Origin of the sequence: Bacteroides ovatus (assembly GCF_001314995.1) — a bacterium.
Classification (GTDB): Bacteria; Bacteroidota; Bacteroidia; order Bacteroidales; family Bacteroidaceae; genus Bacteroides; species Bacteroides ovatus.
The window spans coordinates 85298-106668 of record NZ_CP012938.1; the positions used below are offsets into that span (position 1 = coordinate 85298).

Genomic DNA, 21371 nt, shown 5'->3' on the forward strand with positions numbered 1-21371 from the left:
AATGTTAAAAGCTATCGACTGACAGTTGTTCTTCCCGCTTTGCTGCGTGCCTGTACGTTTACATCATACATTGCTTCACATTGAACGGCAGGAAGAATAAAGTTACCTGCATAAGTCGCTTGCAGTCTGACAGTGAATACTTTTGTTTCACCACGACGCAAATTGAAATAAGTTAATACCCTGTCATCGCGTATATCCAGATAATTATATTTGCTGACGGATTTACCGGAACCGTCGGCTGCTCCGCTTTCCGTTTCGGGGGCAACCATTCTTTCGTTGTATATTTCCCAACCGGACGGTATGATATGCGTCAGTGCCAGATTGGTGTAATCGGAAGTTCCGCTAATATTGGATATGGAGGTGATAGCCATAAAGTCAGTTCCCTGTATAATATCATTGACAGAGATCGGTGTACCGTTCAGGTTGGCATATCTTATATCCATGCGAAGATTGTCGCTGATGGCCGGTAATGTATCGTTCAACAACTGTGTGCGTGTGATAAGGTCTACGCTAAGCGCTCCTTTTCCTTGATTCTTCACAGCAATCATACCGGATTTGGGAGTGGTGGCGATTTCCTTTTCAAACACAGCTTTAGCCGATTTCACGGCAGGTTGTTGTTTGTCGTTCCATGTCCATACGAAATCCAATGTGCCTGACAGCTTTTCAGCCAGACGTCCCATTGCCATAAGAGCAAAAGCGGTGGATTGTGTACTGAACCACTCCTCTTGTGACAGATTCTTTGAAACGACTTTTGCCTGCTGTAAAGCATCCCGTTCCCGGTTCATCAGGATCAGTGTTTCCAGAATCATAGCTTCATCACGGTCGGAGGAACCGTAAATCTGATTCATGGAAGAGTAGGGGCTTACTGTTGTTTCCGCATTATACACCAGTTCTTCAGCCGGTTTCATCTTTCCGGTCAGTGCATAGGTTGCTGCCAGTCTCCATTTAGCCTGAATGGATAATCCTGCCTGTTCTTTCATCCGGTTCATGGCCCCATATTCCGGTGCTCCTGCCAATGCAAGCGTATATAAACGGAAAGCCTGTTGCAATTCCGACTGCCATTGTTGCCAGCCGCTTGCATCCTGCGGCATCCGCCAGTTCTGTGCGGCAGCACGTTGGAAACGCTTCCACTTGTTCAATACGTTCGAATGAACGGCGTATCCTTTTTCTTGTGCCAGTGTCAGGAACATTCCTGCATAAGAACTGATCCATTCGTCGGCAACAGCATTTCCCGGCCAATATACAAATCCGCCATTGGGGAGTTGACGACCATAAATCTGCCGGATAGCTTCCTGTAGATTTGTCTTTATCTTTTCGGCTTCTATCTTATCTATTGTTTTGAATTGACCGACAAACAGAAGAGGCAAAGCCTTGGAAGTCAACTGTTCCGTACAATGGTGCTGATAGTTGTATAAGAAGTCGAACCGGCGGCTGATATCAACCGAAGGTATGCGTGATACTTCCAGCTTTATCTGGTTATTTGCAGAAGAACTGCTTAGATTGTATGAAAGTTCTTTGCTTTGTCCGGCTTCTGCCCATTGACTGTTGCGCAGGGTTACTATCGGATTCGGGTTGCGTACTTCTATTTCAATGGTTTCTTTAGTTTGTTGTCCGCCACCATTGGCTGTCAGATGGATGGTAGCCTTTCCTGTTTTACTACCTGTTTTTAAGGTAAAGAACACGAGCTGGTCACCCGGTTGGCTAAATTTGAGCGACTGTTGGTTGGCCCCTACAATCTGTACTCCTCCACCGGATGCCTGAAGTGATACGGTTACATTCTTCACTTGATTTTCCATCGCAAAGATATTTACCGGAACGGTGATTTCTTCCTGAATACTAAGCACACGGGGCAAGGTGGACAACATCATTAACGGAGTCCGCACGAAAGCCGTTTTTTCCGCATTGCCGTACGCTCCCTCTTGTCCGGCAACCACCATGGCACGTACCGAACCTACATACATCGGAAGTTTCAGCGTATGCGTCTGGCTCTTACCTTTTCCCAGATAGAAAGGACCTATAAACTTGACTACCGGTTTGAAGCGGTTTGCTTTTGCATCGGCAGGTTTTAATGTGGCGTCTCCACCCGTACTGAAAAGTGAACTGTAACTTCCGGCGGAAGCTCCCAATACATTATCATACATATCCCATGTCCGGATGCCGAGTGCTTCGCGTGAATAGAAATCATTCCATGGGTCCGGGGTTTTGAAATTGGTAAGATCCAGCAAACCGTCGTCTACAATAGCTAATGTATAAGTCATCGGTTTTCCGGTCTTTTCGCTGACGGTCACATTGAAGTTGGTTTCCGGGCGTAACACTTCCGGCATCTGTATCTGCGGTTGCAACACCGTCTGACTGTTAGTCACGAATACCGGAACGACGCCATACATACGGATAGGCAGGTCATTGACTGTTTGCGCGTGAGGCTGTAACAGACTGATATGCAGATATACATTCGGAGTCATCTCCGGTGTAATCTTGAATGTATATTTCGTATCTCCTCCGTTGGAAACCTCTATCCATTCTTGTCGTAATACGGTAGAACCGTTTTCTATGGATACCAGTGCACGTCCTCCCGCTGCTGCAGGAATGATTGCTGTGGCTGTTTCTCCTATTTCATAAGAATCTTTGTTCAGCGAGAAAGCAAGCATCTTGATACCGCTGGGATCAGTCTTGCTCGAACGTCCCCGCCATTCCGGCCAGTCAACATAAACTGTACCTCCGGTGGCATGTCCACTCTCTTTATCTTTCACGTAAACCAGGTAGCGTCCCCATGACGGATAATCGATACGGAATTTGAAAGATGCTTTTCCGCCTCTTGTCTGTAAATTGCCGCTGGCAACAGGAGTGATGGAACTGTTGTTGATATACGTTCCGAAAGATTCACCACTGTTTTCCCACCACCAACTCCAGCCGATGCGGTATATTTTGTATTCCAGATTAGAACTGTTCACTAACTGTCCCTGCGTGTTTACAGTTACAATATCGAATACATGATCTTTGTCAGTTTCAATATATTTGCCTTTTGGCTGGTTCAGATTGATACCGACATAAGAGGTGAATGGTGAGAATGGAATTGTTTGAGTGTAGATGCTGGCATCTCCTCCCGGTTCGAACACGCGGGTGGTGAAAGTGGCGTTCAGCATACCCGGCGCTTCCGTTGCGGTCGGAACTTTCAGCATGACATTTGCTTTTCCTTCTGCATCCAGTGTGCCGTCAAATATATCTGTTTTGATAGTCGTGAAATCCGTAGCCGGATTGTTAAAGATATATTGTCCGTAATTCTTAAACTGTGTATTCACTTTCGATAAAGACATTTCTACTTTGGCTTTCAGTTTGGAGGCAGTTGCTCCTGTCAGCCAGGTTGAAGTGAGTGGGGCATAGAAATTCTTGTCCGTGGCTTGAAGCACCTTCGGCAATGCCAGATTTATTTTCAAGCGGTTGGGCTTTATGGTTTCGATACGCAGACCTTTGTGGAAGGTGGTTCCTCCCACCTTAATATACGCATTCCAAAGTCCGGTCGGGTCTGTTGCCTGTGTCGGAACGTCGAATGTATAGAATCCGTTCATTCCTTGTGTTGAAATCATTTTTGTGTAGAACTGTCCTCTCGGATTGTAAATCTCCAGTGCTACGGGATGCTTGTCGGGGATTCTCTTTTCGCGGTCTTCCAATATAAAGGAAATGTGCAGCGTGTCTCCCGGGCGCCATACTCCTCTTTCGCCATATATAAATCCTTTCAGTCCCTTTTGAATATCTTTTCCTCCCACGTCGAATCTGCTGACGGACTGTTCTTCACCGTCCACAACGCGGACGTACGCTTTTTGCTTGTCCGATTCTGCCACGATAATGAAAGGCACACCGTTCGGAGTGATTTCAACGAATCCTTCTCCATTGGTTTCTCCTTTCCCTATGGGTTGTAACTGGAAATTATACGCTGTTACCTGTGCTTTCCCTATCGGTTTTGTATCCAAAATATTACTAACGGCAATCCACAGTTTATTCAGTGAGTTCCGTTTTACAATCATTCCCAGGTTGGAAGCAAAAACGTTGCAGGCAGCTGCCCGGTCTGAATCCATATAATAAGACGGATGGCAGGGGTTGTCGCGTTCCGTCCATCGGTACACACTCCAGTCCATTGTTCCGCCATTGTAATAATAGTAGGCTTCGGGGGTATTCCAGATTGCTTCATCTTCTTCGGACAAAACACTTCCACTTACTTTGGTCAGCCCGTCGGAGGTGCTGCTGTCGGCGAATTTCATATCCTGATTCTCGCCTCCTCCACAAGGATAAGCGGAGTATTCCTGACGAAATGAAAGTATGACACGATAGATGGCACCCGGTTCCTGGTGGATTAATCCGGCAAGGTCTATCGAGTAATCTCCCCAATGATGAATGTCTTTGGAAGCATCTTTGGCAAGCCATAATGTTTTCTTGTAAACCAGTCTTCCCGAACGGCGTAGCTCATTGGCCGAGGCCAGTGAATTGGTTTGCATAAACATCAATACATTGTTCTCGAAAATGCGGATCACGCTCAAATCCACAGCGTATAGGTTGACAGCCCTGAAAGGAATAATCAGACTTTTCGAATCGGGCAGGATAGCGGCGGTAGTAGACATTTCCACTTGTGGCTTCAGACTTACTTCACTGAATGAGATCGTATGAGAAGTTCCCAATGCTTTACCTTGACAGTCTTTGACTCCTTCATGGATATTCAACGTCAGTTTGTTCTGTGTGTTTGCTTCGAAATAGATAAAAACTCTGTTCTCACTGATTTGGAAGATCGATGAGGAGATTTCCGGGATCTCAATCAGTCCTTTTAAATCTTGAGTAGTGGATAAGGGAGCGGAGAAAACAATCTCGATTCCATTTTCCGGTTGGTCGATGCGTTCGGCAGACATGAAACGGAAACAATCTTTCGCCGGTATCAGTACTTCTTCGCTTTGTTTACGGTCGATGCCGGCTGCGTTGCCGTTGGCTGTGATAGTCAAGGGGTAATCATCAGCTTCTCTGGGGATTTGTCTGATACTAAACAAATACCGGGTATGATTGTCGGTTGCGGTGACTTCCACCGGATAACTCTTTTTTCCGTCACTGGCAGTCAGCATCTTTTCTACCTCTTCCTTTTTCACTACGTCGCTGAAACGTATCTCTCCTTTAATATTTATTTCATTCGGTCGGGTAGCTGTAATCGGCAATGATTCCAGTTGCAGGGTGAAGTTACGTTCCTGTACACGGAATGAGAAGTTGAACTCTTTCAGCTTTTTGTCCACTTCGATGAAGTCTCCGAGCCGGAAAGTTCCTTCGTAAAGTGTTCCCGGTTTCAGCGCTCCTTCTTCGGGCACAAATTCAATGGTGTTGTTGCTAACCCAATATGCTTTTCCTTTTAATGAAGGTGAGAAACTGAACGGATTGCTTTTTAACTCATTGTTCATATCCACCATGGGTTGGTCGTGGGTCAGTTCTATACGTATGGTCGAATTTTGCGAGATGACTCCTCCCGTATACGCATTTACATACGGTGCATAATCGGCAGAAGGAATGATGTCTTTTTGAGTGCGTGTGCATGAATATAGGCCCACAGTCATCATGATAAGTAAGAATAGTCCGGTAGCACTGATGCTACGTGTAGTCTTTGTTTGTCCCATAGTGAGAAGTTTTTTATAGTTCAACAAACAAATATACAGTTTTTATGCTAAATCCTTTGTTATTCTGATTATTTTTGCAAGTTCTTAATCAATTTATTTATGGGGAAAAAGAAAGAATACAAAGAGGCCAATCGGCGATTTTTGAAAAAACTATCTTTTCAGGAAGGTGTTTTCGCGTTGCCGTGTGGAATCTATTACAAAGTTTTGGAAACTGGCGAAAGTACGATTTCTCCGGGTGCACGGAGCATTGTTACCGTGCATTACAAAGGAAGTCTGATTGATGGCCAGGTGTTTGATAATTCTTATGAGCGTACTTGTCCCGATGCCCTACGTCTTAGTGATGTAATAGAAGGGTGGCAGGTGGCACTTCAGAAAATGCATGTTGGTGATAAATGGATTATTTATATTCCTTATGCAATGGGATACGGTATCAAATCTTTTGATTCTATTCCTGCCTACTCGACATTGATCTTCGAAGTGGAATTGCTTGGTGTTGCATAGAGCATAAAGATGAGCTATATACAATCAGATACATGGATATTTTTCTTTTAGCTTTTTCATAAAAGACTTGCTTACTTGTAAAAGTTCCATCTCATTAAATGGAGGAAGCAATATGCAATTGTTGTCTTCAATCGAAACCAGATAGCTTATATTGATAATGTGTGACTGGCTAATCTGGATAAGATAGGGATGCAGACTCAATATCTTTTGTGAGTTTGTATTTCTTTTGAGTGCCAGGGTATGATTATTATTTAATACAGCTTCCCATAGTTTACTCTTGGAGTTATACCGGAAATAGCCAATCTGTTCTAAATGGATTAGTTGCAAGTTTCCAGTAATGGTAGTATATAAAAAGATCTTTTCTTCTTGATGTTTTTCTGTGTCGGTGTGATTACAATTGTCAATATTCATATTCTATTTATCTTAGTATTCGATTAATCTGTTGATGATGCCAACGTCGTAGTTTTATTTTGCATCAAAAGTAACGGATTGCTTTTAGCTATAAAAATAAAAAGTGTCTCATTCCTGAAATGAGACACTTTTTACTATTAAGAATTGTGCTTTTAAAAAAAGAAATTATTGTTCTACTCTTTGATTCTCAATGAATTTACTGGGTGATACACCATACTTTTCTGAAAAGTTACGATAGAAAGTTGCCCGGGAGGTGAAACCGCATGCAAACATCAGTTCTTTTACATTACTCTTTGGATTTTCGGCGGCTAACTGTCTGAAATATTCCAGTCGAAGATAATTAATGTATTCCCGGAAACCTGTAAAGCCCTGACTTTTGATTGCTGCTGAAATATCATGTTCCTGTTTATTCAGGGACTTGGCTAAAAGTTCTATATTATACCGTTGATCGGTATAGGGATGCTGTTCCTGAAGATAGGCTTCAATCGTTGAGAAGAGCGGGAGAGTAGGAGATGGCTTTCCAGCTTGTAGCATTATAGTGCTTTCCGTATTCTTTGCATTATGAATCATGTTTATATGGTTCGAAAACGGATTCTCATAACGTAAATATTGTATGGAGAATAAGACCGTAAAAACGATTGCCATAATGCCGAACAGATTGAAAACAAATTCATTGATATTTAGAGTGAACAAAATGTATATCCCTAAAAATACGAATAGAAAACCGATGAATAGATACATGTTATTATTTATCCTGCGGTAGGTCTTGTTATTCATCATCGGATAAATAAGAAGAACGAGTGGGGTAAAAACGGATAACAGGAATATGCAAACCCTAAGCTTGACATCTATTTGATGGATATTCGGAATAATTTCATCTATGGAGTGGATGGGAGTGATATTCCCATTGAAACCTAAATAACTGATTCCTACAGTTATCGTAATGATGGGTAATAATAGAAAAGTAAATATTCTGAAATGGTTCAGATAGCCCGGTGATAAAGAAGCGATAGGGAACAGGGCTACAATATTTGCTAAAGCATACCATTTGAGCATTTTCTCTATGTTGAGCAATTCTGTGAAGTTGTATTCCGGAGTGTCTGTGACAATTGTCAACCATCCGATATTTTCCCATGAAAACATAATGCCGATGCCGGTTGCTATAATTCCCCAATATAATTTCGGATAATTGTCTTTAGCACGTATAATAAGGATGATTCCTATAATTAACGCAATCAGATCAAGTGTAAGCTCAATAGATAGATGTGTAATTCCCATTTTTTTGACGTGTTTCTATTCCTTGCCAGTCAGTGTGTAAATGTTTCCCGTACAAAGGTAGGCAAAATAGAAATATCAGGCAATAAAAAAGATATGGCTTTGGAGAAACTTAGTTGTGCGGCGATATGCTATATTTCTTTCGCTGAATCATTTTCGGCCAATTCTTTGATCTCTTTATTCAAAAATACAGAAAGCACAGTTCTTACTACAACCACTCCACCCAGGATTGCCAATTCGTCCAACGTTGGATCAACCACAGTTTTTAGTATGTCGGAAGCAATTAGAAATTCCAATCCAAGCAAAAGGTAAGTGCCAAAATCCGCCCTCAACTGCCGTATATTGTTAACCGTATATGTTCCGTTGAATCGTTTTATTTCATTGCGTAAAAAGGCGATGAAGCAGACTAATACTCCGTAAGTGACAATTAGCAGACTAATAACACTGATAATAGTGGCAAGTGTATTTAAGAATGTGAGTAGCATTGTTGTATAATGTTTTAGTATCTGTTATGTAAACAGGCGAAGTCATACAAAAGTTCTCGAATTAGCTACATTATTTGCTCTTACAGGTTTATATTTGTATATTCAAGTTAAAAGCTACCTATTTGTCCAGTTTAAATAGTGTCTGGAGGGTATTCAAAGTGGGTTGAAAGTGGATGTAAATCAAACACTGATTGGTACAAAGGAGAAAGAAAAGATGATATGGTTTATATGAAGTAATACATTTCTGAATAAATTTATCCATATCAAATTATTACAAATAAAAAGAACTCCTGTAATCGTTAAGATTACAGGAGTTCTTTATCTATATAAAGTAACCTGAATTACTTACCTAAAGCCTGAGCAACATCAACCGCACAAGCTACTGTACATCCTACCATCGGGTTGTTACCAATTCCCAGGAATCCCATCATTTCTACGTGAGCAGGAACTGATGAAGAACCAGCGAACTGTGCATCAGAGTGCATACGACCCATCGTATCCGTCATACCATAAGAAGCAGGACCGGCAGCCATGTTATCCGGGTGAAGAGTACGACCTGTACCACCACCAGAAGCAACAGAGAAATAAGGTTTGCCAGCAAGAACACGTTCTTTCTTGTAAGTACCAGCAACTGGGTGTTGGAAACGAGTCGGGTTAGTAGAGTTACCTGTGATAGATACGTCTACACCTTCTTTCCACATGATAGCTACACCTTCGCGAACGTCGTCAGCACCATAACATTTTACTTTTGCACGAGGGCCGTCAGAGTAAGCGATTTCGCGAACAACTTTCAGTTCACCTGTGAAATAATCGAATTGAGTCTGAACATAAGTAAAGCCGTTGATACGAGAGATGATCTGAGCAGCGTCTTTTCCAAGACCGTTCAGGATGCAACGCAACGGTTCTTTACGTACTTTGTCTGCTTTTGCAGCGATTTTGATAGCACCTTCAGCAGCAGCGAAAGATTCGTGACCTGCTAGGAAAGCGAAACATTTAGTTTCTTCGCGCAGCAACATAGCAGCGAGGTTACCATGGCCGATACCAACCTTACGGTCGTCAGCTACAGAACCCGGGATGCAGAATGCTTGCAGACCGATACCGATAGCTTCAGCAGCTTCAGCAGCGTTTGTGCAGTTTTTCTTAAGAGCAATAGCAGTACCTACTACATAAGCCCATTTTGCGTTTTCAAAACAGATAGGCTGAGTTTCTTCACACGTTTTATAAGGATCAAGTCCGGCAGCTTCGCAGATAGCGTTAGCTTCTTCGATGTCTTTGATGCCGTTAGCGTTCAAGGCTTCAATGATACCTTTGATACGACGGTCTTGGCTTTCGAATTTTACTTCTCTAATCATAGTTTTCTTTCCTCCTTATATTATTCGTGACGTGGATCAATAGATTTAACTGCTCCCTGTTCTGCTGTTACGCGTCCATAAGTACCTGTAACTTTCTTCAAAGCTTCGTTAGCATCAGTACCTTTCTTGATTTCGTCCATGAACTTACCCATGTGTACGAATTCGTATCCGCAGATTTCGTCGTTCTTGTCCAAGAAGATTTGTTTGATATAACCTTCTGCCATTTCAAGGTAACGAGGACCTTTAGCCAAAGTACCATAAAGAGTACCTACCTGGCTACGCAGACCTTTACCCAAGTCTTCCAAACCTGCACCGATAATCAAGCCACCTTCAGAGAAAGCTGATTGAGTACGTCCGTATACGATTTGCAAGAAAAGTTCGCGCATTGCAGTGTTGATAGCGTCGCAAACAAGGTCAGTGTTTAATGCTTCAAGAACTGTTTTACCCGGAAGGATTTCAGAAGCCATAGCAGCTGAGTGAGTCATACCAGAGCAACCGATTGTTTCGATCAAGGCTTCCTGGATGATACCTTCTTTAACGTTCAGTGTCAGTTTACAAGCACCTTGTTGAGGAGCGCACCAACCGATACCGTGTGTCAAACCAGAAATATCAACGATTTCTTTAGATTTTACCCATTTGCCTTCTTCGGGTATGGGAGCCGGTCCATGGTTAGGACCCTTCTTTACAACACACATGTGTTCCACTTCGTGTGAATAAGTCATAATTAGCTCTTTTTTTAAGTGATATAATTAAAAATACGTAGTCACGATTCTCTAAATCGCCCACAAAGGTAGTCGATTTATTTGTTTCTGCAAATCGCCTTTTATTACTTTTTTGTGAAAAGTGACAAATCTGTTTACGTTTTTTTGTCGTTTGTAAAGTCGGGATTGCATTTGTGAAAGATTGAGACCGGGAGAACTATCTATTCTTTGCTTTGTTGTTATTAGAAAAAGAAAATTTATGGAACTGAATCAAGTAGATATACATTATTTAATAGCGGCAATTTGCGTTATTTCATCTGCACTTATTTTTTATACGATAGGTGTTTGGGGAGAACGTCTTCAAAGGAAATTAAAGTTTTGGCATCTCATTTTCTTTCTTCTCGGGTTGTTGGCTGATACGGTGGGTACAAGCCTGATGGAGCATATTGCCGAACTGACTCATCTGCATGACGAAATGCATACGGTGACAGGGGCAATTGCTATTCTTCTGATGTTTGTACATGCGTTATGGGCGATATGGACCTATGTGAAGGGAACGCCTATAGAAAAGAGACATTTTAATCGTTTCAGCATTGTAGTTTGGTGCATTTGGCTTATACCTTATTTAATAGGGGTTTATTTGGGGATGCGATTACACGTATAGGATTAGGCAGCAGATAAATAGGGGGAGAGGGATTATTCCGCTAAAAGCTTACGTTATTTAGTTCAAAAGGATACAAAAATGAGGGTGTTCGGAGAGGGGTGTACAAAGCGCTGAAACGCCCACCAGTAAAGGGGGAAAAGCCAATGAAAACCAGTAGAGTAGAGAAGAGAAGAGTAAAGAAGAGTAAGTAAAAGTATTATTTCTGTTATAAACAACAGCAATAATACTGGGCAGAGAAGATGGCTTTGGATGCTGCCGTTGTCGGTTCGGATCACTTCGTCGGTACCGTTTCTGTTCCCGTGTCCCTCATGAACTGTTCGTCCGGCAGATGACCGACTTTTGTCTGGTAGGTTGTTGATGCTCGCCCGGTAGGTAACGGACATTCACACGGTAGATAACCTACGTTTGTACGTTAGGTAAATTCAATATTATTTCACGGGCTACCGTTTCAATACTTGTTTGCTAAAGTATCATTTGCTTCAAAACCGTACCGGAAGGAATGAAACGGATTGATAATTGTTTTTAGTAAGATTGTAGGCGTATCATTATTAGATATGGGATTAAAGTTGTAACTTTGTTGCTTCAAATATTAAATGAAGATATGATCGAAGTTTTAGAGTCTGCTTTACAGAAGGCTGCGGGTGAAGGAATGGATGAATTTATCCAAGCGTTTACAGATAAATATAAAGAGATTGTCGGTGGCGAACTAACTGCCGAAACAATGCCTCTGCTGACAGGAGAACAACATTCTTTGCTGGCATATCAGATTTTTCGTGATGAAATAATGGTTGGTGGATTTTGCCAATTAATTCAGAATGGCTATGGTGGCTATATCTTTGATAATCCGTTTGCGAAAGTGATGCGTTTGTGGGGAGCGGAAGAATTCTCTAAATTAGTTTATAAGGCTAAGAAAATCTTTGATTCCAACCGGAAAGACTTGGAAAAGGAACGGACGAATGATGAATTTATGGCTATGTATGAGCAATATGAAGCTTTTGATGAATTGGAAGAGACTTATTTGGAGACAGAAGAGCAAGTAACAGCATTGATTGCGAGTTACGTAGATGAACATTTGGAACTTTTTGCAAAAATAATAAAGTAAAGGATGCAGTATTTTTTAAGTACTTGCATTTATTAATTATGAATTAGAATTTATATCTTTGCAAAATCTAAAAAATATGTTTATGAAACAGATGAAATTTTTCTTGGTGGCTTTGATGGCTGTGGTTATGGGTGTGTCGGTTACTTCATGTATGAATGGAGATGATAATAGTGGACCACGAACTTTGAGTGTCATTGCAAAACTGGATTCTTATGGTAGTAATTTTAAAATGATAGATGGGACTAAGTTGGTTCCTACTGATCCGACTAGCATTATGCTTTTGAATTCAGGAATGTACATTGTTAATGGTCAGTATAATGTAGAAGATGTGAATGTTAATGCAGCTTCTATAACTTTTACATTGACTTCAACTCCTACCAATATTGATGGACCGAGCGTAACTTCTACACCGGATGATGCCGATGCAACAATGTATGCTTTGAATTATGAGAATACATATTATCCTTATTTCTTTGATAAGAATACATTAATTCTTCCTGCAATGTTTCATTTTAAAAACTCATCAGTATCAACTGAATTAGAAGCAGAGTTGAAGAAACATAAATTTATTCTTTCATATGATGCGGAAAAAGTCGCTGAAGGTGGTGAAACATTAGATTTGTATGTGAATCATATTATTACTGAAGATAAAGATGAAACTCGTACATCTTACACAGTAAGCTATCAGGCTTATGATTTGTCATCAGTATTACATCAATTTACAAATCTGAAAAAGATTATAGTGCATGCTCAAGTAAATACTTCGTCTAATAAATTGGATAATTCTAGTACAAGAGAAGAGAAATTTGAAATAGATTATTCAAAGATTTCACAATAACATTGAACTACAAAGAACTATTTAACATAGCAATGAAATTGATTTCCTCTCCGGCCAAGGCCTGGGAGGAAATTTCTATGGAAGAGGATAGGCGAAAAGTATATATAGCTTTTGTCTATCCTATGATTGGTTTATGCGGTCTGTCCGTATTCGTCGGTTCGTTATTGACGAATGGATGGGGAGGTCCGCAAAGTTTCCAGATAGCTATGACCAATTGTTGTGCCGTAGCTGTAGCCCTGTTCGGTGGCTATTTTCTGGCAGCTTATGCCATTAATGAAATGGGAACAAGAATGTTTGGTATGCATAGTAATATGCCGTTGACACAACAGTTTGCAGGATATGCATTGGTTGTGCCTTTCCTGCTTCAGATAGTAACCGGACTGTTACCTGATTTTAGAATTATTGCTTGGTTGCTGCAGTTCTACATCGTCTATGTGGTATGGGAGGGAGTTCCTGTACTGATGGGAGTAGAAGAAAAACAACGATTAAAATACACCCTTTTGTCGTCTGTATTGTTAATACTATGTCCGGCGGTGATACAGATCGTGTTTAATAGACTGACGGCTATACTTAATTAATGAGTAAAGATGAAACAACCTCCTGTAAATATAAAGAATAAACGGGCTACGTTTGATTACGAGTTGATAGATACCTACACAGCAGGTATCGTATTGACCGGTACGGAAATAAAATCCATTCGTTTGGGAAAAGCCAGTCTGGTAGATACGTTTTGCTATTTTACGAAAGGCGAATTGTGGGTGAAGAATATGCACATCGCCGAATATTTCTATGGATCGTACAATAATCATACGGCACGTAGAGAGAGGAAGTTGTTGCTTAATAAAAAAGAATTGGAAAAACTTCAGCGGGAGATGAAAAATCCCGGCTTTACGATTGTCCCTGTACGCTTGTTTATCAATGAGAAAGGTTTGGCGAAACTGGTCATAGCTTTGGCGAAAGGTAAGAAAGAGTATGATAAACGGGAATCCATTAAGGAGAAAGACGACCGTAGAGATATGGCAAGAATGTTCAAGCGGTAAGTAAAAAACGCTATAAGATAAAACGCCGGACTACGAGAGGTCTGGCAGATGTTGGCAGAGTGGTAATTAGGTATTAATGTGATAGGGTAATGAAAAAGACAATTTCTCAGATCGTATCCGAACGCATCCTTATTCTGGATGGGGCAATGGGTACAATGATTCAACAATATAATCTCAAAGAAGAAGATTTTCGTGGTGAACGTTTTGCGCATATTCCCGGACAGCTGAAAGGGAATAATGACTTGTTGTGTCTGACACGTCCCGACGTGATTCAGGATATTCATCGTAAATACCTGGAAGTGGGTGCGGATATCATCGAGACCAATACATTTAGCTCAACCACAGTTTCTATGGCTGATTATCACGTAGAAGAATACGTACGTGAGATGAATCTTGCAGCCGTAAAATTGGCTCGTGACCTTGCTGACGAGTATACAGCCAAGAATCCAGATAAACCACGTTTTGTGGCCGGCTCCGTAGGACCTACCAATAAAACCTGTTCTATGAGCCCGGACGTGAACAACCCGGCTTATCGTGCTTTGAGTTACGACGAACTGGCTGCATCCTATCAGCAACAAATGGAAGCAATGCTCGAAGGTGGGGTAGACGCCATTCTGATTGAGACAATCTTTGATACCCTAAATGCCAAAGCTGCAATTTTTGCTGCCGAACAAGCCATGAAAATGACAGGCATAGAAGTGCCGATCATGTTATCTGTAACAGTGTCTGATATTGGCGGACGAACATTGTCCGGACAAACATTGGATGCATTTCTGGCTTCTGTGCAACATGCCAATATATTTTCAGTCGGTTTGAATTGCTCATTCGGTGCCCGTCAGTTGAAGCCGTTCCTGGAACAGCTGGCATCCCGTGCACCTTATTATATTAGTGCCTATCCGAATGCCGGGTTACCGAATAATCTGGGTAAGTATGACCAGACACCTGCGGATATGGCTCATGAAGTGAGAGAATATATTGAAGAAGGATTAATCAATATTATTGGTGGCTGTTGTGGTACGACAGATGCTTATATTGCTGAATATCCCGCCCTTGTAGAAGGAGCTAAACCACACGTTCCTGCCTCTGCGCCGGATTGTATGTGGCTCTCCGGACTTGAACTGTTGGAGGTGAAGCCGGAAATAAACTTTGTGAATGTCGGCGAACGTTGCAACGTAGCCGGTTCGCGCAAGTTCCTTCGTCTCATCAATGAAAAAAAATACGATGAGGCTCTTTCTATCGCCCGCCAACAAGTGGAGGACGGTGCTTTAGTGGTCGATGTCAATATGGATGACGGATTGCTGGATGCAAAGACAGAGATGACTATTTTCCTGAATCTTATCATGTCCGAACCGGAAATAGCCCGTGTTCCGATTATGATCGATTCTTCCAAATGGGAAGTTATTGAAGCCGGACTGAAGTGTCTTCAGGGCAAATCAATCGTCAATTCTATTTCTTTGAAAGAGGGAGAGGAAGTTTTCCTTGAACATGCCCGAATCATCCGGCAATATGGAGCCGCTGCTGTGGTCATGGCGTTCGACGAGAAAGGACAGGCAGATACAGCCGCCCGTAAAATCGAAGTTTGCCAACGGGCTTACCGTCTTTTGGTTGACAAAATTGGTTTTAATCCTCACGATATTATTTTTGACCCCAATGTGCTTGCTGTAGCTACGGGGATTGAAGAACATAATAACTATGCTGTAGATTTTATTGAAGCTACCGCTTGGATAAAGAAAAATCTCCCTGGTGCACACATCAGCGGAGGAGTCAGCAACCTCTCTTTCTCTTTCCGTGGCAACAATTATATCCGTGAGGCCATGCATGCAGTGTTCCTTTATCACGCCATCCAACAAGGAATGGACATGGGGATTGTGAATCCGGGAACTTCCGTATTGTACACTGATATTCCGGCTGATGTCTTGGAAAAGATAGAAGATGTTGTCTTAAACCGTCGTCCGGATGCGGCGGAACGGCTTATCGAATTAGCGGAATCTCTGAAAGCAAACATGAGCGAAACTGCCGGACAACCGGCTGTCAAGCAAGATGCCTGGAGAGAAGGAACTGTTCAGGAACGTTTGAAGTATGCCTTGATGAAAGGAATCGGAGATTTTCTGGAACAGGACTTGGCAGAGGCATTGCCTCTTTATGATAAAGCAGTTGATGTAATTGAAGGACCGCTGATGGATGGAATGAACCATGTTGGTGAACTGTTTGGTGCCGGTAAGATGTTTCTTCCCCAGGTTGTGAAGACTGCCCGCACCATGAAGAAAGCCGTAGCTATCTTGCAACCGATCATTGAATCGGAAAAAGTGGAAGGAAGTGCTTCGGCAGGTAAAGTGCTACTGGCAACTGTAAAGGGGGATGTGCACGACATCGGAAAAAACATTGTAGCTGTAGTGATGGCCTGCAATGGTTATGATATTGTAGATTTAGGAGTAATGGTTCCTGCAGAAACCATCGTTCAGCGTGCTATTGAAGAAAAGGTAGATATGATCGGGTTGAGTGGACTGATTACTCCATCTTTGGAAGAAATGGCTCACGTGGCTGTTGAACTTGAAAAAGCAGGTTTGGATATTCCTCTTTTGATTGGTGGAGCCACTACATCGAAGATGCATACGGCATTAAAGATTGCTCCTGTTTATCATGCTCCGGTAGTACACCTGAAAGATGCTTCCCAAAATGCAAGTGTCGCTTCCAAATTGCTCAACCCGCAGGCAAAAGCCGAGCTGGTGAATGAATTGGAAACAGAATATGAAGCACTCCGTGAAAAGAGTGGGCTGATGAAGCGTGAAACTGTTTCGTTGGAAGAAGCACAGAAAAATAAGTTGAACCTGTTTTAAACATTGTCACAATGAAAAAGATTTTCTCTTTCTTATGTCTGATTGTAGCAGTCACTGCTATGACCTCCTGTTCTTCTGCAAAAGAAGAAAAAGGAACATCCGGAACCGGAAATGCTGTGTTGGATAATATTTTCGAGCGCAAAAGTGTGCGTGCTTATCTGAATAAAGGAGTAGAGAAAGAGAAAATCGACTTGATGCTTCGTGCCGGAATGGCTGCTCCTACGGGTAGGGATATCCGTCCATGGGAATTTGTGGTAGTATCTGATCGTGCCAAACTAGATTCAATGGCAGCAGCACTTCCTTATGCCAAAATGCTGACGCAGGCCCGTAACGCCATCATCGTCTGTGGAGATTCAGTACGCTCGTCATATTGGTATTTAGATTGTTCTGCAGCAGCACAGAATATTTTGTTGGCTGCTGAAAGTCTGGGATTGGGTGCTGTATGGACAGCGGCCTATCCTTATGAAGACCGTATGCAAGTAGTGCGTAAATATACTAACCTGCCCGATAATATTCTTCCGCTTTGTGTCATTCCTTTTGGCTATCCGGCTACAAAAGAGAACCCGAAACAGAAATTTGACGAGAAAAAGATACATTATAATCAGTATTAGTAAACAAAAGTTTTGTCTTTTCAATAATTTCCTTACATTTGCGTCTAAATTGATTAAAATCTGATACGCAAATGTTTGGAATAGACGACCCTTTTATTATTCTGCCTTACCTGCTTTCGGTGGTATGTGTGATTTTTGCTGCCTGGTTTGGGCTGAAATATTGGAATAAGGACGACGAAAAAGACGAAACCCGATGAATACATTTACTCTTGGACTAATTGTGGTAGCTTATCTGCTGTCACTGGCCTACCTCGGCTTTTTGGGATATAAGAAAACAACGAATACCAGTGACTATTTGGTAGGCGGACGTCAGATGAATCCTATCGTAATGGCACTTTCTTATGGTGCTACGTTTATTTCTGCATCTGCTATTGTAGGTTTTGGAGGAGTGGCGGCTGCTTTTGGAATGGGTATTCAGTGGCTCTGTTTCCTCAATATGTTTGTTGGGGTGGTTATAGCTTTTATCTTTTTCGGTTTGCGTACCCGGCGTATGGGGGCGAAGTTGAATGTGAGTACTTTCCCTCAATTATTAGGCCGTCATTTCCGTTCCCGTAATATACAGGTATTTATTGCTGCTGTTATTTTCATCGGAATGCCGCTTTATGCAGCGGTTGTAATGAAAGGTGGAGCCGTATTCATCGAACAAATCTTTCAGATTGATTTCAATGTTTCCTTATTGATATTTACCTTGGTTATTGCTGCTTATGTCATAGCAGGGGGAATGAAAGGAGTAATGTATACAGATGCTTTGCAAGGAGTTATCATGTTTGGCTGTATGTTATTTCTGTTGTTTTCTTTGTATCAGGTGCTTGATATGAACTTTATCGAAGCTAATAAAGAATTGACTGCCATTGCTCCGCTAGTTCCGGAAAAGTTTAAAGCGCTAGGACATCAAGGATGGACTGCAATGCCCATCACAGGTTCTCCACAATGGTATTCGCTGGTAACTTCTCTCATTTTAGGAGTAGGAATCGGCTGTCTTGCACAGCCGCAGTTAGTGGTTCGCTTTATGACCGTGGAGAGTAGCAAGCAGTTGAACCGCGGTGTATTTATCGGTTGTTTCTTTCTGATTATAACAGTAGGGGCTATCTATCATGCTGGAGCCTTGAGTAATCTTTTCTTCCTGAAAACAGAAGGAGCGGTTGCTACCGAAGTTGTGCAGGATATTGATAAGATAATTCCATATTTTATTAATAAAGCGATGCCCGACTGGTTTGCCGCACTCTTTATGTTGTGCATCCTTTCAGCCAGTATGTCTACGTTAAGTTCGCAGTTCCATACGATGGGTGCTTCGGTAGGCTCTGATATTTACGGAACTTATAAACCCCGTTCACGGAATAAACTTACCAATGTGATCCGTCTGGGCGTATTATTCTCTATCCTGGTCAGCTATATTATTTGTTATATGTTGCCTCATGATATTATAGCCCGCGGAACTTCTATCTTTATGGGAATTTGTGCAGCCGCTTTTCTTCCGGCCTATTTCTGTGCTTTATATTGGAAGAAAGCTACTAAACAAGGTGTCATGGCAAGTCTTTGGGTGGGAACAATCGGCAGTCTGTTTGCTCTTGTGTTTCTTCATCAGAAAGAATCTGAAGCATTAGGTATCTGTAAAGCGTTATTCGGACGGGATGTGTTGATTACCACTTATCCTTTCCCTGTGATTGACCCGATATTATTTGCCTTACCATTATCTGTATTGGCTATTGTCGTAATCAGTCTGATGACCTATAGGAAATAAGTATTAGGTATTACACCTAATACTTAATACTTTATCTCATGCTTTTATTTTCTTTTTGTAGGATTCGTAGCGCGACATAATATCTCGAACGAAATTGTAAGTCTCGATGCCACGGAAATATCCGTTTTTGCAGACAGGATCGTTGAAGTATTCTTGATTGCTTTTAAGCAAGATGAAGTTTTCTACATTATCTTTCCATACTAATTTGTTTTTCCCGTATTTTTCGGCTAGTGCCATTGCGTCATATATATGTCCCAAACCGGCATTGTAAGATGCCAGAATAAAATTGAGCCGTTCCTGCTTATCGGGAATCATGCTGAAACTCCGGTCGGTGGCAGTAATATATTTGATAGCCGCTTTCACACTTTCCTCCGGATTCTGCTCTTTGCCGGGAGGTACTCCCATTGCACGTGCTGTGGCAGGCATTAACTGCATGAGTCCTTTGGCACCTGCCCAAGATACAGCGGTAGTGTCAAAATTGGATTCTGTATACGCTAATGATGCAAGCATACGCCAGTCCCAACCGATGTCTTTGGAATACTTTTTGAATAAATGGTCATAATGAGATATCTTTCCTTCTTTTAAGGAGAGGATAGGAGAGTGCGGCATCATTTTACTATTCTCAAAATAACGTTTCATACTGGCTGTGTAAGCAGGAGAAGTCATGTTTTCCTGATGCCATTGGGTAGCGGCGGCTGCGAGCTCGGGGCTGTCTTTTCGTACCGCCCACGAAGAACGTTGATCGAAACTGATGGACAGGCCGATATTTAAATTGGGATAATAGGTCTTATTAAGTCTGGCTAAATCATTGTCGGCCACCGTATACAGAATTTTTCCTTGCGCTACTTGCGTAATCAAGTCCTCAATAGTGATACTGTCATTGGTGACTTCATGAATCCGGATACCTCCTCCTAATTCACTATTCAGATTGACGAGGCGGTCATAATATTTCCCTGGTTTTACGTATATATCTTTTCCTACCAGTTCGGTTACATCTTTCAACGGCTTCTGTTTTCCTCTTCCTTGCTGAACAATTACCTGGTGAGTAATTACATCTTCGCCACAATAAAGAAGACTGTCTTTCCACTCTTTGGTGATTGGCAGATTATAGGCAATCATGTCTCCTTCACCTGCCAATAATTTTTGGATCATTTCGTCGACGCTGTTGGCTACTTCAATCCTAAGTTTTAGTCCCAGGCTTTTGGCAAACTGTTCACTAAGTTCATATTGGAACCCCATTTCTTGTCCCCGGTAAATGAAATAGGAAGTAGAGCTATATAATGTCAATACAACGAGTTCGCCACTATCTTTTATTTGTGGAAGATCACGCGCTGTCTCATCCATCTTGTTATGATGCTTATTCCGGCATCCGAGCATACAACAAAATAGAATAAGAAATAAAGGAATACTCAGTGTCTTGACATTCATTTCTTAATTTTTAATTTTCAATTTTTAATTCTTAAGGTGCTTCTTGATGTACATAGTCAGTATATCAATAGCTACCCTATTACTGCCTCCTTCCGGTACAATAAGGTCGGCATATCGTTTGCAAGGTTCGATAAATTGCAGGTGCATAGGTTTTAAAACCCGTGTATAGCGTTCCATTACAGCTTCGGCAGTACGTCCGCGCTCAATGACATCTCTCTGAATGACACGAATCAGGCGTTCGTCGGGATCGGCATCAACAAATATTTTGAGGTCCATCATATTGCGCAGCTTTTTATCACATAAGGCAAGGATTCCTTCAATGATAACCACCTCACGAGGTTCGATATGAATGGTTTCGGGCTGGCGCGTGCATGTGAGATAAGAATAGGTGGGCTGTTCGATACTCTTCCCTTCTTTCAGCGTCATGACATGCTTGGATAGCAGACTCCATTCAAAAGCATCCGGATGGTCAAAATTGATATTCTGGCGTTCTTCAACCGGGACATGACTACTGTCTTTGTAGTATGAATCCTGTGGTAAGAGTACTACTTCTCCTGCGGGGAGGCTTTCTATAATTTTCCGTACGACGGTGGTCTTTCCGGAGCCCGTTCCGCCTGCTATTCCTATAATTAACATCTCTTTAAATGTATATTTGAACCAAATAGAGTATTTTTGCATTACTATTAATGTGGTAAACGCATTAACAAGACAAATATAGAAACAATTCATTAAAATAACAACGT

General features: G+C 41.8%; 18 protein-coding genes. 10 read left to right on the top strand and 8 right to left on the bottom strand.

Annotation, left to right across the window (positions count from 1 at the left end):
* Positions 1-11: 11 nt before the first annotated feature.
* Positions 12-5642: an alpha-2-macroglobulin family protein gene (locus Bovatus_RS00290; protein ID WP_004296949.1), complete on the bottom strand. Its 5631-nt coding sequence runs from the start codon at positions 5640-5642 to the stop codon at positions 12-14.
* A gap of 99 nt (positions 5643-5741) precedes the next feature.
* On the opposite strand from Bovatus_RS00290, the gene Bovatus_RS00295 reads away from it, so the two are divergent.
* Complete coding sequence (locus Bovatus_RS00295; protein WP_004296948.1) at positions 5742-6143, top strand: FKBP-type peptidyl-prolyl cis-trans isomerase; 402 nt, start codon at positions 5742-5744, stop codon at positions 6141-6143.
* Between the two features lie 24 nt (positions 6144-6167).
* Here Bovatus_RS00295 and Bovatus_RS00300 read toward each other — a convergent pair whose 3' ends face one another.
* From Bovatus_RS00300 to Bovatus_RS00320, 5 genes are all read right to left on the bottom strand, one after another.
* Positions 6168-6554 (bottom strand): LytTR family transcriptional regulator DNA-binding domain-containing protein, encoded by a 387-nt coding sequence (locus tag Bovatus_RS00300; protein ID WP_004296947.1) that lies wholly within the window; start codon positions 6552-6554, stop codon positions 6168-6170.
* A gap of 165 nt (positions 6555-6719) precedes the next feature.
* The gene (locus tag Bovatus_RS00305; protein WP_004296945.1) at positions 6720-7832 is read right to left on the bottom strand and encodes an AraC family transcriptional regulator; all 1113 of its coding nucleotides are present in this window, start codon (positions 7830-7832) and stop codon (positions 6720-6722) included.
* 128 nt (positions 7833-7960) lie between these two features.
* On the bottom strand, positions 7961-8314 hold the full coding sequence (locus tag Bovatus_RS00310) for a DUF1622 domain-containing protein (protein WP_004296944.1): 354 nt from the start codon (positions 8312-8314) through the stop codon (positions 7961-7963).
* 341 nt (positions 8315-8655) lie between these two features.
* Positions 8656-9666 (bottom strand): GGGtGRT protein, encoded by a 1011-nt coding sequence (locus Bovatus_RS00315; protein WP_004296943.1) that lies wholly within the window; start codon positions 9664-9666, stop codon positions 8656-8658.
* A 20-nt stretch (positions 9667-9686) separates the two neighbouring features.
* The gene (locus tag Bovatus_RS00320; RefSeq protein ID WP_004296942.1) at positions 9687-10388 is read right to left on the bottom strand and encodes an iron-sulfur cluster assembly scaffold protein; all 702 of its coding nucleotides are present in this window, start codon (positions 10386-10388) and stop codon (positions 9687-9689) included.
* 238 nt (positions 10389-10626) lie between these two features.
* On the opposite strand from Bovatus_RS00320, the gene Bovatus_RS00325 reads away from it, so the two are divergent.
* The 9 genes from Bovatus_RS00325 to Bovatus_RS00360 all read left to right on the top strand — a co-directional run bounded on the left by Bovatus_RS00325 (position 10627) and on the right by Bovatus_RS00360 (position 19200).
* On the top strand, positions 10627-11031 hold the full coding sequence (locus Bovatus_RS00325; RefSeq protein ID WP_004296941.1) for an HsmA family protein: 405 nt from the start codon (positions 10627-10629) through the stop codon (positions 11029-11031).
* Positions 11032-11632: 601 nt separating this feature from the next.
* Positions 11633-12133, top strand: coding sequence for a DMP19 family protein (locus Bovatus_RS00330; RefSeq protein ID WP_004296938.1), 501 nt, complete (start codon positions 11633-11635; stop codon positions 12131-12133).
* 82 nt (positions 12134-12215) lie between these two features.
* On the top strand, positions 12216-12971 hold the full coding sequence (locus tag Bovatus_RS00335; RefSeq protein WP_004319551.1) for a hypothetical protein: 756 nt from the start codon (positions 12216-12218) through the stop codon (positions 12969-12971).
* Between the two features lie 32 nt (positions 12972-13003).
* Entirely contained in the window at positions 13004-13549 is a 546-nt protein-coding gene (locus Bovatus_RS00340) for a Yip1 family protein (RefSeq protein WP_004296936.1), read from the top strand.
* Positions 13550-13558: 9 nt separating this feature from the next.
* Positions 13559-14011, top strand: a complete 453-nt coding sequence (gene smpB / locus Bovatus_RS00345) for an SsrA-binding protein (protein WP_004296935.1) — start codon at positions 13559-13561, stop codon at positions 14009-14011.
* Between the two features lie 89 nt (positions 14012-14100).
* Complete coding sequence (metH, locus tag Bovatus_RS00350) at positions 14101-16848, top strand: methionine synthase (protein WP_004296934.1); 2748 nt, start codon at positions 14101-14103, stop codon at positions 16846-16848.
* A gap of 11 nt (positions 16849-16859) precedes the next feature.
* Positions 16860-17459 carry a nitroreductase family protein gene (locus Bovatus_RS00355; protein WP_004296933.1) on the top strand — a complete coding sequence of 200 codons (600 nt, stop codon included), beginning with the start codon at positions 16860-16862 and terminating at the stop codon, positions 17457-17459.
* 71 nt (positions 17460-17530) lie between these two features.
* Positions 17531-17656 carry a symporter small accessory protein gene (locus Bovatus_RS25590; protein WP_004296931.1) on the top strand — a complete coding sequence of 42 codons (126 nt, stop codon included), beginning with the start codon at positions 17531-17533 and terminating at the stop codon, positions 17654-17656.
* On the top strand, positions 17653-19200 hold the full coding sequence (locus tag Bovatus_RS00360) for a sodium:solute symporter family protein (RefSeq protein WP_004296930.1): 1548 nt from the start codon (positions 17653-17655) through the stop codon (positions 19198-19200). The genes Bovatus_RS25590 and Bovatus_RS00360 overlap by 4 nt, the downstream gene beginning before the upstream one ends.
* A 36-nt stretch (positions 19201-19236) precedes the next feature.
* Here Bovatus_RS00360 and Bovatus_RS00365 read toward each other — a convergent pair whose 3' ends face one another.
* Positions 19237-20628, bottom strand: a complete 1392-nt coding sequence (locus Bovatus_RS00365) for an MltF family protein (protein WP_004305959.1) — start codon at positions 20626-20628, stop codon at positions 19237-19239.
* A gap of 24 nt (positions 20629-20652) precedes the next feature.
* A complete protein-coding gene (udk, locus tag Bovatus_RS00370) occupies positions 20653-21264 on the bottom strand; it encodes a uridine kinase (RefSeq protein ID WP_008648370.1) in 612 nt (203 codons plus the stop codon).
* Positions 21265-21371 lie beyond the last annotated feature (107 nt).